Source organism: Paenibacillus aurantiacus, assembly GCF_042431225.1.
GTDB classification, from domain to species: Bacteria; Bacillota; Bacilli; order Paenibacillales; family Paenibacillaceae; genus Paenibacillus_Z; species Paenibacillus_Z aurantiacus.
The window spans coordinates 382,273-395,597 of record NZ_JBHMDO010000047.1 but is presented as its reverse complement, the minus strand read 5'-3'; the positions used below and the strand labels follow the sequence as shown (position 1 = coordinate 395,597).

Annotated in this window: 14 protein-coding genes; 13 read left to right on the top strand and 1 reads right to left on the bottom strand. The window is 49.8% G+C overall.

The annotated features are described in order from the left end of the window. Nucleotides 1–100 precede the first annotated feature (100 nt). Genes ACFFSY_RS30075 through ACFFSY_RS30065 form a run of 3 tightly spaced genes read left to right on the top strand, consistent with a single transcriptional unit; the run spans nt 101 to nt 4,876 of the window. Complete coding sequence (locus ACFFSY_RS30075; RefSeq protein ID WP_377501195.1) at nt 101–1,699, top strand: SWIM zinc finger family protein; 1,599 nt, start codon at nt 101–103, stop codon at nt 1,697–1,699. Further along, complete coding sequence (locus ACFFSY_RS30070) at nt 1,696–4,635, top strand: DEAD/DEAH box helicase (RefSeq protein ID WP_377501193.1); 2,940 nt, start codon at nt 1,696–1,698, stop codon at nt 4,633–4,635. Before ACFFSY_RS30075 ends, ACFFSY_RS30070 begins: the two co-directional genes overlap by 4 nt. A 40-nt stretch (nt 4,636–4,675) precedes the next feature. Further along, nucleotides 4,676–4,876 carry a hypothetical protein gene (locus tag ACFFSY_RS30065; RefSeq protein ID WP_377501191.1) on the top strand — a complete coding sequence of 67 codons (201 nt, stop codon included), beginning with the start codon at nt 4,676–4,678 and terminating at the stop codon, nt 4,874–4,876. Nucleotides 4,877–4,948: 72 nt separating this feature from the next. Here the strand turns inward: ACFFSY_RS30065 and ACFFSY_RS30060 are convergent, their stop codons facing one another. Then, complete coding sequence (locus ACFFSY_RS30060) at nt 4,949–5,266, bottom strand: type I glutamate--ammonia ligase (protein ID WP_377501569.1); 318 nt, start codon at nt 5,264–5,266, stop codon at nt 4,949–4,951. Between the two features lie 212 nt (nt 5,267–5,478). Between ACFFSY_RS30060 and ACFFSY_RS30055 the strand changes: the two genes are divergently transcribed. The 10 genes from ACFFSY_RS30055 to ACFFSY_RS30010 all read left to right on the top strand — a co-directional run bounded on the left by ACFFSY_RS30055 (nt 5,479) and on the right by ACFFSY_RS30010 (nt 13,321). Continuing rightward, complete coding sequence (locus ACFFSY_RS30055) at nt 5,479–5,697, top strand: hypothetical protein (protein WP_377501189.1); 219 nt, start codon at nt 5,479–5,481, stop codon at nt 5,695–5,697. A 144-nt stretch (nt 5,698–5,841) separates the two neighbouring features. Beyond that, nucleotides 5,842–6,726 carry a metallophosphoesterase family protein gene (locus tag ACFFSY_RS30050; protein WP_377501187.1) on the top strand — a complete coding sequence of 295 codons (885 nt, stop codon included), beginning with the start codon at nt 5,842–5,844 and terminating at the stop codon, nt 6,724–6,726. Nucleotides 6,727–6,732: 6 nt separating this feature from the next. Next, on the top strand, nt 6,733–7,944 hold the full coding sequence (locus ACFFSY_RS30045; protein ID WP_377501185.1) for an MFS transporter: 1,212 nt from the start codon (nt 6,733–6,735) through the stop codon (nt 7,942–7,944). Nucleotides 7,945–7,961: 17 nt separating this feature from the next. Then, nucleotides 7,962–8,753 (top strand): ABC transporter permease, encoded by a 792-nt coding sequence (locus tag ACFFSY_RS30040; RefSeq protein ID WP_377501183.1) that lies wholly within the window; start codon nt 7,962–7,964, stop codon nt 8,751–8,753. A 1-nt stretch (nt 8,754) separates the two neighbouring features. Further along, nucleotides 8,755–9,552, top strand: coding sequence for an ABC transporter permease (locus ACFFSY_RS30035; RefSeq protein WP_377501181.1), 798 nt, complete (start codon nt 8,755–8,757; stop codon nt 9,550–9,552). 22 nt (nt 9,553–9,574) lie between these two features. Then, the gene (locus ACFFSY_RS30030) at nt 9,575–10,633 is read left to right on the top strand and encodes an ABC transporter ATP-binding protein (protein ID WP_377501179.1); all 1,059 of its coding nucleotides are present in this window, start codon (nt 9,575–9,577) and stop codon (nt 10,631–10,633) included. A 337-nt stretch (nt 10,634–10,970) separates the two neighbouring features. Then, nucleotides 10,971–11,438, top strand: coding sequence for a helix-turn-helix domain-containing protein (locus ACFFSY_RS30025; RefSeq protein ID WP_377501177.1), 468 nt, complete (start codon nt 10,971–10,973; stop codon nt 11,436–11,438). Beyond that, nucleotides 11,386–11,712 carry an acyl carrier protein gene (locus ACFFSY_RS30020; RefSeq protein ID WP_377501175.1) on the top strand — a complete coding sequence of 109 codons (327 nt, stop codon included), beginning with the start codon at nt 11,386–11,388 and terminating at the stop codon, nt 11,710–11,712. The genes ACFFSY_RS30025 and ACFFSY_RS30020 overlap by 53 nt, the downstream gene beginning before the upstream one ends. Further along, on the top strand, nt 11,712–12,206 hold the full coding sequence (locus ACFFSY_RS30015; RefSeq protein ID WP_377501173.1) for a hypothetical protein: 495 nt from the start codon (nt 11,712–11,714) through the stop codon (nt 12,204–12,206). Before ACFFSY_RS30020 ends, ACFFSY_RS30015 begins: the two co-directional genes overlap by 1 nt. Further along, complete coding sequence (locus ACFFSY_RS30010; RefSeq protein WP_377501171.1) at nt 12,203–13,321, top strand: discoidin domain-containing protein; 1,119 nt, start codon at nt 12,203–12,205, stop codon at nt 13,319–13,321. The genes ACFFSY_RS30015 and ACFFSY_RS30010 overlap by 4 nt, the downstream gene beginning before the upstream one ends. The last annotated feature ends 4 nt before the right edge of the window (nt 13,322–13,325 follow it).

The following is a 13,325-nucleotide window of genomic DNA, read 5'->3' as shown; positions in this document are numbered from 1 at the left end:
ATGCTCTCAGCGATGGATCGGATATCCTTTGCAGGGAGCATTTCTGTTTCGGTTTTGCTATAATAAAAAGAATGGCTGAACGAAGCGGAGGGACGGACGGATGTACACACGTTTTCAGTTGAACGACGGCTTGGGCGAATCGCTGGAAGCCCAGCTTGCGGAGGTCATGCCGGCCGAGATGCTGGAGCGCGGCTGGGATTACTTCCGCAGGGAGAAGGTGCGTTCCGTCGAGGTGATGAACGGCACGAGCATCTACGGCTCTGTCAAAGGCGAGACCGTATACGCGGTAACCCTCGACGCGGACGAATTCGCATTCAGCACCTGTACCTGTCCGCACGGCGGCTATTGCAAGCATATGGCAGCCGTCTATTTTGCGTATTGCCAATATGCGGGCTTAAGCCCGGACGAAGCTTACAACCGGCTGCTGTACGGCGATACGATCGGCGCGGAGACGGCAGGGGAAGGCGGGAGCGTTCCGGCAGGCGCGGGCGCCCCTGGGCAGACGGACGATCCCGCTCAAGCACCGTCCGGATGGATCGAGGCCATGGAACGGAAGTTCGGCGATACGTATCGGCAGTGCAGACACTCGCTGCATCCGCTGCAATCGGTGCTGACGTCGCTCAAGAGCATGTCCAAAACGTGGCCGCAGACGCTGCGAAACATGCATTGGATGCATGCGATATTGTTCGTGGCAGAGCAGGCGGAGCGGGCGTATTCGGCGGTCGATAGCCATACACGTTATTACTACGAGATGGCGTTCGCGCGGATGACGGAGCCTTGGATTGGCCAGTATCTGGAGCTGGCCGGACAATGGAACGCGGCAGGCCTGTCGGCCGCCGAACGGGAAGCGGTCGAGAGCTTGCGCGCCTTCTTTCACGCTCGCGACATGGACCGCGAAGGGCAGCTGCACCGCTGGGAGACGCTGTATTTCGCGTTGTGGGGCAAAATGATCGACGATCCCGCGTGGAGGGACGCCGAGGAGAAGTGGCTTGCGGGCTGCCATCAGATCGCGCGCAGGTCGGGCCGCACCTCCTTCTTCTACCCGATGGCGCTGGCCTTTCTCCACTTCGTGGAAGGCAGCGACGAGCAGGCGGTGGCGCTGCTCGCCGATACGGAGTTCAACCGCACGGTGCTGCTCGCCTGCGACTGTGCCATGGAACGGCTGGAGGATAACGACTGGGAGCGGCTTGCGAGCTGGATGAATTATATTTATGCCGGGCTGATGGTCGAACGCAAATCCCGCGCTTTCGGCCCGTTCCTGTCGATGTGCAGAATCGCCGACGAACGGCAGCCGGAGAACCCGGCGTGGGAGAAATATCTGATCTCGTTCTTGCCCAACTCCTACTCCGCTTTGTCCGATCATTGGATCGAGCAGCAGCGCTACGGGCAGTGGGCCGATCTTCAGCTGCGGATCGGGATCGACCCCGACGAGCTGGACATCCAGGTCGTGCGGGAGGTGGCCAAGAACGCGCCGCAGGTGCTGTTCCCGATGTACCATCAGGCGATTGATCACGCGATACGCAGCCGCAATCGGCAAGGGTACCGGACGGCCGTCAAACTGATGAAGAAGCTGGAGAAGCTGTATAAGACAGAGAAGAAGCAGGAAGCCTGGGATCGCTACGTAGGCGAGACCGTGCGCAAGCACCAACGGCTTCGCGCTCTGCAGGAAGAGCTTTGGAGGGGAAAAATCATCACATGAGAGGCTACACGGGAGCGGAAACGCTGTATGTCGATGGATATTGGAAAGACGGCGAGGGAATCGTGCTAAGCGTCCGCCATGCGGCAGGGCTTTCGCAGCGAAGCCGCTCGCTGCTGTTTGCCTGGCATGCCCCGTCTTGGTATGGGACCGAGATCGAGGAGCGGCTCGACGAGCGAACCGGACAGATTGAGCTAAGCGTGCCCGCGCTGCTGGCGTTGGATTATTTGGCCGCGCCCGCGCCGGTGGCGCTGCTGCAGGTAGAGTGGAGCGACCGCGCTACCCGGCTCATGGCATATGCGGCGCTGCTGAGGACGGTGCTGCTGCGAGGCTGGTTCATCCCGGATTGGTCCCGATGGACGGAGGAGGAGCGCGCATGGAAGCCGGATATTCCCGCTCTCGAACCTGAGGCGCAGACGCTGGCACAGCTCGACGCCGAGCTTGCCGAAGCCGGAGACGGCGGCGCGCGGCGCTGGCTGACGCAAGCGGTCGAGGCGCTGATCGAGAGTGACCCGGCTGTAGCCGAAGCCTGGCGGGAGACTGCCGAGGGCGCAGGCGAATCGGTGCTCGCGCAGAAGGCTGCAGACGAAGACGACTGGCTGGTGGCGATCGGGCTCAAGCGAGACGATGTCCCGTTCCGGATGGCGCTGCAGCTAATGGAACCGGACGGCGAGGACGGCTGGCGGCTGAGGCCAGCCGTCCAGGACCGGGTACTGGGCGGCGGATGGCGCGCCTTGCGTCCATCGGAGCCAGCCGCAGCCGGGCAGGCGGATGACGGATTGATGCCGCTGCGCTTCCGCCTGCCGGAAGACGCGCCGGACGAATGGCGGGCGCACTTCGCTTCGCGGATGCGGCGCGAAGAAGCCAAGTGGCTGGCGGCGCTGCCGGATTGGACGGAAGGCGGCGAAGGGGCGAATGACGGGCATGCGTATTTGCGTACGGAGCTGACCGATGGTGAAGCGTTCCAATTCCTGGAGCAGGCGAGCGGGAAGCTGCTGGCGGCCGGCGCGCCGGTGCTGCTGCCCGGCTGGTGGGAGAGCGTGCGCAATCGGCGCCTGCGCCTGCGCGCCAAGGTGAAATCGTCGATCGGTGCGCCGGATCAGTCTACGTTCGGGCTCCAGCAGATCGTCGACTTCGATTGGAAACTCGCGGTCGGCGGCGTGAGCATGAGCGAAGCGGAATTCATGCGGCTGGCCGAGGAGAACCGCCGATTGATGCAGGTCGGCGGGGAATGGGTGCATCTGGACCCGGACGATGTCGAGCGGATTCGCCGCTGGCTGAAGAAGAACGGCGGCAAGCAGGGTTTCACGATGCGCGACGTCTTGGAGATGCATCTGCGGGGATCGGCCGAATTGGAAGCGGAGCAGGAAGACCGCGAGGCGCTTGCGGCCGAGGTGGAGCTCAGCGAGCATCTCGCCGCCTGGATCGGCAAGCTGAGCGAGACGAGCGAGCTGCCGGTCATCGAGAAGCCGGCGAACTTCCACGGCGAGCTGCGGCCATATCAGCTGCAAGGGGTCTCCTGGCTGGCGTTTCTGCGGCAATTCGGCATCGGAGCTTGTTTGGCCGACGACATGGGGCTTGGCAAGACGGTCCAGTTCACCGCGTATTTGCAATATGTATTGGAGAAGGGGAACAAGCTCGGGCCTTCGCTGCTTATTTGTCCGACGTCGGTTATCGGCAACTGGGAGAAAGAGCTCGAGAAATTCGCGCCGTCGCTTCGCGTGCATGTGCATTACGGTCCGAAGCGATTCAAGGGCGAAGCGTTCTCCGAGGCGGCGCAAGCAGCGGATCTGGTCATTACCTCGTATGCGCTGGCGCCGCTTGACGAAGAGGATATCGGCGGCGTGCAATGGGATGTCGTCTGTCTGGACGAAGCCCAGAACATTAAGAACTATTATACGAAGCAATCGATGGCGATCCGCGCCTTCCCGGCCCGCCACCGGATCGCGCTGACGGGTACGCCGATGGAGAACCGGCTGACGGAGCTGTGGTCCATCTACGATTTCATAAATCCCGGTTACCTTGGCAGCTTGGGCGAATTCCGCCGGGCGGTCGTCCAGCCGATCGAGCGCGAGCGGGACGGTGAACTGATCGCCGAGCTGCAGCGCTGGGTGAAGCCGTTCATGCTGCGGCGGGTGAAGAAGGATCCATCGATCCAGCTGTCGCTGCCGGAGAAGAACGAGATGCAGACTTACCTTTCGCTGACGGTGGAGCAGGGCGCGATTTACGAGAACATGGTCTCCGATCTGCTGGGCCAGCTGGAATCCGTCGGCGCCATGCAGCGGCGGGGACTTATCCTATCCGCGCTCACCCGATTGAAGCAGGTGTGCGATCATCCGAGTCTGCTGCTTAAGGAAGACCCGGCGTCGACGCCGGCGGCCTGGGATCCAGAACGTTCGAACAAGGTGCTGCGGCTGCTGGAGATGGTGGAGGAGATTGCGGCGGAAGGCGAACGCTGTCTCATCTTCACGCAGTACGTGGACATGGGCCTTGCGCTGCAGCGGCTGATCGAGGAGCGCATCGGCCTGCCAACCCCGTACCTGCACGGCGGCGTGCCGAAAGCGGGGCGCGACGCGATGATCCAATCCTTCCAGAACGAGCAGGAGCCGGGCTGCGCTTTCGTATTGTCACTGAAGGCGGGCGGCACGGGTCTCAATCTGACGGCGGCGAATCACGTCATCCATTTCGACCGGTGGTGGAACCCCGCGGTGGAGAACCAGGCGACCGACCGAGCGTTCCGGATCGGGCAGAAGCGGAGCGTGCAGGTGCACAAATACGTCACGCTCGGTACGCTGGAGGAGCGGATCGACGATATGATCTCGCGCAAGCAGCTGCTGAACGACCAAGTCGTCGGCCAATCCGAGAACTGGATCACCGAGCTGTCGACCGACGAGCTGCGCGATCTGTTTACGCTGCGCAAGCAGCGGCTGAAAGGCTAGTCCTAGGGAAGAGCGGCATAACCGCAAGGGAGGTCGTAGCGTGGAAGAGCAAACGAATAGCGGTGGCGGCGGCTACTCCTTACAGGAGCGTGAAGCGCGTCAGGCGGCGTTGACCGGCCGCCTGGCTGCCGGTCCGGAACCAGCGCTGCTGGCGGCGGAGCAAATGGAGGACGCGGCTCCTCATTGGCAGTCATTCTACCGAGCGGTTCGGCAGGCGGTGCAGGGTTTGCGAGATCTATAAGCGTTCTATGAGCTTAAAAACAGACAAGGATAATGCGATCATATCGCATTATCCTTGTCTGTTTTCAGTTTGTTACACACCAAAATAGTACTGTAGCTCAATGGGATGAATATGTTCGGATATTACTTGGAACTCCCCGCGTTTCATGGCTATATATGCCTGTATAACATCCTCGGTAAAAACATTGCCTTCTAATAAATATTCATAATCTCCTTCCAGACAGTTTAGCGCTGCATCTAAGCTGTTAGGGAGCTTGTGCGCGGTAGATCCTTGGTTCAAACCGTAATCAGCCGGATCAAGCTTCCGCTTAATCCCATCCAGACCAGCCATCAGCATGGCCGAGAATGCCAAGTAAGGATTGCTGGATGAATCGGATGTTCGATATTCAATTCTACATTGCTAGGGGTCTGATGTGGCGTCGGGAATTCGGATCATGGCGTCACGGTCTAATGTGGAGTAGAGGTAGCGAAATACCTGGTTCAATATGTGAGCGTAAATGTAAATACCATTCTAGTAAGCGGCGCATTCACAGAAGAAGACTTCCGACACATCGATCGGGTCAGACAATTGGTTGGAATTCAATTTGACTGAGGTACAGGTGAATGACAATGAAGGTTATGAGGGAGATAGGGTTCGAGCAATTAGCGGCTGCTAAAGACCAAAAGCTGCTTATTTCGATCTATAAACCATTACCCGATGCAAAGGAATTGCTGATTGATGTGGGCGGCGTTATTCAGCATATCGATGAAGATCGCGTGATGGTCAACTACACCATGTACTCGAGAAAGGCGTGCATTTTTAAGGTCATGGAGTCAGATTGAGTAATCATTTTAGGTGTTTAGTATCATTTTTAGTGGAATTGTCATCATTTACGAATTCACAACACCTATGTAAAATTATAGAAAAAAAGGGTGATAACTCTGCTGCCTAAGTTGCGATTTCGTTCTGACCGAACTTTTCGAATTATGCAAATCACCGACCTGCATTGGACCATTCTTAATGAGGAGAATAGGAAAGCTCATCAATTAATGGAGAACGTGCTTAAAGCTGAAGAACCCGATTTGGTTATTTTTACGGGAGACATCATACATGTTGAGAATTGTATGTCCCCGGTTGATTCTTTTCTACAAGCCACAAAGGCGGTACGAGATTCAGGCATTCCGTGGTCTATCGTTTTTGGAAATCATGACGCGCTGGATGAAACTGCCTACATATCGCTTCTTAACGCGCAATTGGATTCAATAACCTGTCTTACCGAGCAGGGCCCCCGAGATATCCATGGATTCAGCAACTATTCATTGCCCATTTATGCGAATGATTCGGATCAAATAGGCGCAGCCGTTATATGTTTGGATTCCGGAAGCTACGCTCCCTCGGAAATTGGCGGCGCAGATTGGATTAAAGCCGATCAAATTCAATGGTTTCGCGAAGAATGCAGTCGTATCAAACAATACGCCTCCAGTCCAACACTCCCGCCAACGCTAGCCTTCTTTCATATCCCGCTGCCCGAATATCTTCACATGTGGACGAATCAAGTATGTTATGGGGACAAATTCGAGAATGTGGGCAGTTCTAAAGTGAACTCGGGATTGTTTGCCGCGATGCTTCAAGAAGAGAACGTGATTGGCGTCTTCGTCGGCCACGATCATGTCAATGATTTTCAAGGAAAGTTGTATGGGATTCGGTTATGCTACGGAAGGCTAACCGGTTACAACAGCTACGGCAAAGAAGGGATGTTAAAAGGGGTGCGAATGATTCAACTGCGCGAGAACGCATCCTCCTTTGATAGTTGGATTCGTCTTGAAGATGGATCGATCATCACTCTACAAGACGAGCATCGGCCAGAATAATAGTCAATGAAAGCCGAGCCAGCTGTTAAGAAACGTATTGTTGGGCTATCCTTGGTCACGGCGGTATGCTTGACTGGCGATTCAATGCTATACATTGCGCTTCCCATCTATTGGGAGAATGTAGGATTAACCGGTTTATGGCAAGTGGGGATTTTGCTGTCCATCAATAGGCTGATCCGAATTGTACTGGGTCCGCTATTGGGTTGGTTGTCTAGCAGAATACCACGCACGAGCAACTTGGTCATCGCCTTAATATTATCCGGGGTAATTACGGTCGGCTATGGTTTTGCGCATTCATTTGCGTATTGGGTGCTCCTTCGTTGCTTGTGGGGGATTGTTTGGATGCTTCTTCGCATGGGGGCTTACATTACAATTGCCGATGAATCTACTTCTGAGAACAGAGGCTACTTAACCGGCATGTACAACGGGTTGTATCGCGTAGGCAGTTTGTTTGGGATGGCTGCCGGGGGGCTGCTGGCAGACACGATTGGTTTTAGCCGTGTTTCCATTCTTCTGGGTTGTTTGATTTTGATTACCACGCCGATTGCTGTTTTGAAACTGGGGAAATCCAGCTTTGGCTATCAGGATGAGAAAACAGGCTACTTTTGGGCGCATGCAAGAAAACTGAAGGAATTCGAAGTTGGCAGGTTGCTTTTTACCGGCCTGCTGCTGACGATGACTTTTGAAGGCGCGTTATGTTCCACCCTGTCCTATGTCATTCACTCTTTTTTCACGGATAGGGTTGAGTTATTCAGTCTTATCGTAGGGGCGGCTACATTATCGGGGTTGATTCAAGCAAGCCGTTGGGCGCTGGCTCCGGTTATTTCGCCGATTATCGGAAGCCTGATTGATAAATCTCCAAAGGTGCGGATCCTTACATTTATAGCGGCATTAACAATAGGGGGACTTGGGATTGGAGCAATGCTCTGGACGAGGAATGTAGTTCTATGGTCTTGTGCAGGACTGCTCGTTCTGCTAATGGCAACCCTATTAACGGTGATACTTGATTCATGGGCAGCCGAAAAAGCGGCTGACGATTCAAAGTATTTTATGATGACCGTCTACACGATTTCGGTTGATGTCGGAGCAGCGATCGGTCCTGTCGTAGGATATCTGTTTCATTCACCCGTCGTACTGTTTCGGTTCCTGTTGGGAGTCCTGTTCATTCTGGTTGTTATTTGGACGTTCAGCGCACAATGGAGATCAATTCGGACTTAATCCTTGAGGGGGAGCCAATGAGGGCGTATCTAGAAATTGTAAAAATATCCATTCGAGATTCCTTTGCGTATAAGTTTGATACATTTGTGGGAATCTTTACGAATCTATTTTTTTTGGCTACTCAGGTCTTACTATGGAAGGCGCTGTTAGAATACTCCACTTCTATTAATACGACACTGGTAGAGATGGCACTGTATTTAATCATCGGCCGAATTTGTATTACCTTTTATATCGATTCTGTTGCCTATCAGGTTGGACATCACGTTATGGAAGGCTCGATCGCAATGGAATTGATTAAGCCTTACTACTATTCGATGAAGATGTTTTGCATATCGATTGGGATGAGTATCAGCAGCTTTGTAGTCAAAAGCCTGCCGTTGGTTATCATAATACCGATTCTGACTTCGATGACAGATATTGAAATTCCGCTTGGAAATCTTCTTCTTTTTGCTGTAGCGCTTCCGCTAAATATGATGATGTATTGGCTTATGAGCTACATCATCGGTCTCCTTCACTTTATTTTAATCAATGCAGGCTGGTTTGTTCGTATTCTGAATGAAACGATCGCAATCCTGGGTGGAGCGGTTATACCACTTTGGTACTTTCCGGGTGCGATGCAAGCCATCTGCGCCTATCTTCCTTTTCAACTACTGTACCAATTCCCTCAAAGTTTGATAATTAACAAAATCACCAACGAAGAGATACTAAGAAATTTTTTGCTTCAGCTCTGCTGGATTGGCGTGTTTGGGATTGTAGCGGGACTGTTATGGCAGTTCGGGAAGAAGAGATTGATCATTCAAGGGGGTTAAAATGGCACATTTGTTGAAACTGTATGGTTTACATATTAAGTACAACATTAAGGCCCAAATGCAATATAGAGTCAACTTTGTTACCGGCTTGTTTACTAACTTCTATGCGTATTTTTTGATGTATACCTCCATTTGGATCATTACGAACAAATTCAAGATGATTGATGGTTGGGACTACAACGATTTAATTTTATTGAGCGCATTGAATTTATTTTCTTATTCAATAGCATCCACATTTTTATTCGATTATGTATATGGGTTGGAACGATATATTAATGACGGTCGATTCGACCGGGTACTCGTTCGTCCGATCTTCCCCATGTACAGCATGATTTTTGATGGGTTCTCATGGTCTGGTATCGGGCAGATACTGGTCTCCTGCATCTTTCTTGGTGTAAGCGTCGTGACGGTTGACATCGATTGGTCCCTATTTAAAGCTTTTTATTTTGTGGCGAGTGTGATTGGCGCTGTCCTTATTCAGAGTGCCGCACTCATATTTTTTGGATCGTTAAGCTTTTGGTTGAAAAAATCATTTACACTCACTCAGATTTTATTCATTAATTTTCGCACGGTTATTAACTATCCCATTTCAATATACGGCACGCTTTTTAGCAGTGTACTTACATTTATTTTGCCATGGGCGTTTATTAACTTTTACCCCGCCGCTTATCTGTTGGATAAGCCGGTAACATATCCAAAATTATATTTGCTTACTCCTGTTCTTGGAGTGCTTCTCTTTACTTTTTCAATACTGTTAACACGCATGGGCATAAGAAAATACAACAGCGTAGGAAGCTGAGCACAACAAGGGGGAGTTTGTGGTGCCGTTAATCGATGTTCGCCATATTGCCAAAAGTTTCAAAGTTCAAGATGTAAAAAATTCTGGTTTCAAAAATTTTTTCAACCCCTCGTACAGGATTGAAAATGCGGTCAAGGATATTTCCTTTCAAGTGAATAGAGGCGAGATTGTAGGGTATATTGGGCCGAACGGTGCCGGCAAATCAACGACGATCAAAATGCTGACAGGCATATTAGTCCCATCGGAAGGGGAGATCGTAATCAATGGAATCATTCCCCATCGGAATCGTAAAGAGCACGCCAAACAAATTGGCGTCGTTTTTGGTCAGCGATCACAGCTGTGGTGGGAGCTGCCTGTTGCAGATTCGTTAAATCTATTGCGGCATATCTACAAAGTTTCGGAGAAGGATTTTAAGCGAAATATGGAGTTATTCCAAGAGATATTAAGCATTAATGAGTTTATTCAAACACCGGTTCGCCAATTGAGCTTGGGTCAAAGAATGCGTGCAGATATTGCGGCATCGTTAATCCACAATCCTCGCATTCTTTTTCTAGACGAGCCTACGATAGATCTGGACATTGTAGTGAAGGAGAAAATTCGGGATTTTATCAAGACCATAAACGAGGAGCAGAAAGTGACCGTTATCTTAACGACGCATGACGTCGGAGATATCGAGAAGCTATGCGATCGGACCGTCGTTATCGACCACGGCGAGCTTATTTTTGACGGGAAACTAGAGCAAATGAAGAGCTACTACGGCAATTACCGGACGTTAATCGTAGATATTCCCGACTTGCAGGCGGACTTGACAATGAAATCGGTTGAGGTCATGAAGATTGAAGGCACTAAGAGGTGGCTGCGGTTTAATAAAGAAGAGATTTCTCCTTCCGTTATCGTGAGTCAAATCATGAGTAAATATGAAATCGATGATTTTACTGTGGAGGAGCAGCAGATTGAGGCGGTAATCAAACAAATCTACGAAGACTCCGTGAATGTGAAAAAGTTACGTTCAGAGGAACGAGGGGGCGAGCCGGCGATGACAAAGGCAGTACAGGACGAAAAAAGAAGTGTTAGCGTTTAGAATCCAAGTTGCAGCAGTACATACTGCCTTTTTCTCAAACTAAATACAAGGTGATATTGGATGGAATATAGATTTCATACATTAATCAATAAGCAGATTCTCGCAAGAGAAAGTGCTGTTACCTTCAGGCTGCCTCGAAAACCAGGCAGCCTTGACATAATCGAAGCGCTTAGTCCGTTGGTTGATATGCTCCAATCTTCATAACGAAGTGAAGTTTATTAATATCGCCATGTTCTATTGCGATGGCAAAGTAAAGCACAGGTTCGAACAGCCTTATATTTGCGATGAGTCCTTTTCGGAGACGTTCAAACAACTGTTCGATTCGGGGCTTTCGGACTTGGAGGATATCGACAACATTGAATCATTTTTCACGTCAGCAATAAAAGAAATCAATTATTACTTCGAATGCATGGATGACAAAAGCAGCGGTTCGGCAGCAATAGATGCCCGTTTAATAAAAATCAACCGCTTTATCCGTCAATATTACAGTTCTCCGCTGACGCTTGACACGTTGGCTAGTCTAGTTCAATGCAACCCGGTTTATTTGAGCAATACCTATTCGAAAGTTTTTGGAATTTCGGTTATGCAGTATTTACAAGCTTATCGAATGAAGAAAGCGAAAGAATTGCTTGCAAATACGAAGGTGCCAATAAGGGGAATTACAACAAGTCTGGGTTATTTTACAAACTCGCAATTTGGTGCCATTTTCAAGAAACATTTTGACATTACTCCTGGCGATTATCGAAAAAAGCATGCCATCATTTCAAAAACGCCCCCGTATCCCCCAGGAGCTAATCATGGATAATATCGCTAAGAAAAAGATCACATGTAATATTAATAAAATTTTACAGGAGCTATTGGGATTAGACAATATTCCTTCGGAACAAAATCTGCAGGAGTGTGGATTAACGTCTCTCTATACGATTATATTGATTGCTCGAATCGAGGAACGATTTGAAATCAATTTTGAGGATAGCGAATTGATATTCGACAATTTCTCCACTTTCGAAAAAATTATATTAACCGTCCAAAACAATAGCTGCATTCGACTTCACCAAATGACGGATAGGAGAGAATAATGGATATCTTTTCGAATTTACTATTTTACAACTATATGGGATGCAGGAAGTCTCAAATATTGCGAGGATTGGACCGCGACTTCCCGATACATCTGGTATTCCACAGTACGTACGAGCAGGTAGACCGTGTTTTTGAAGAAACATTTAAACATGGCCGAAGCGGCTGGGTTTACCCTTGGAAAATAGATGTAAGTGAAGCGGGATTTGGAATTCAAGAACAAAGCACTTCCTATGCGAATTTCAATCTCGCTAAACAGGACATCATTGATCGATTAAAGCAGAGCAAAGAGGTCTTGCTCTGGACGAGGAATGAATATGTCCCCCATATGATTGAACTTCAAAGCGATCCGAACGGTATACACTCCTTAACAGTTTGCGCATACTTGGCAGATTCGGACAGCTTTCGCATTCTGGATTATCCTTTTGAAAGGGAGTATGAATCAAGCGTCGTGGAGCAAGCATTCAATCACGTACCGGATGAGAAAAAAATGTGACCACGTACCACCAAGAAAAGTTTGAATATTCAGACAAATATGCAATGGATTTTGATCGGTATTTTAGAAATCATATGAGCAACATCAACGATTCCTTTCTGCAATACGATGAACTAGCTAAATACGCGAACGTCCTTGGAACAACAAAGTTCATAAATCGATCAACGCAGTTTTTTGGCATATTATCTTTGTCCAGATTGCTTACCTCGATGTATTTGCAGAATAGCAAGCTTTATTCCGACAGTCTTGTTTATGAGGCGCAACAGCTGGCCAAATCGTTAGAAAGCGTCAAAAATAATTTCATCAAAATAGCGTTTAATCCGGCAAGCATGAATCTCGATGCGCTTCGTCAACGATTCCAAAAAATAAAGTTAATGGAAGAAAGCTTTCTTCATCACTTCATGCATGAAATTCGAACTGGTGAGAAGAGGGATCTGCAGGTTATTCCTCCAGGTAAACCCATAAGATTGAGATGTCATCGTCAAACTGACTCAAGTTTGACGATGGTATGGGAGAAGAGCGATGATTGTCAAGATGAGATGATTGACTATGTGGTTACATTGAATAATACTGTTGTGGGATCATGCGGTAAGCTGGAGTACGTCATCGATAATCTTGAAGCGAAAACCAGCTATGAGGTTGAAGTCCAAGCGCGAAATCAGTTCGGTACGCGCAGTGAGGCGGCCGTGATTGTCGTATCAACCGAACCGTTTCAAAGTACAGGAAATTTATCTCAATACAGGCCAGCCTATGCCTCATCAAGCGAACAGGAGGATTTTGACGCCGTGAATGTGACAGATCAAAATTCATTCACGAGGTGGAGCAGCCAATACAAGGATGAACAATGGATTTATGTAGATCTTGGTTATGTGAAACAAATAACACGTATCATGCTTCATTGGGAACATGCGTGCGCCAAAGAGTATCAAGTACTGATCTCCAAAGATTTAGCAACCTGGAATCTGATTTATGAAACGTCTGAGGGCTTCAGCGGAATCTGTGAACTGACCAATATGCAAGCTGCCGCTCGTTACGTGCGCGTGAACTGTGTACAGCGTACTAGCATATACGAGTTTTCCCTATGGGAAATTGGCGTTTTTAATGATTTACAATGAAGGG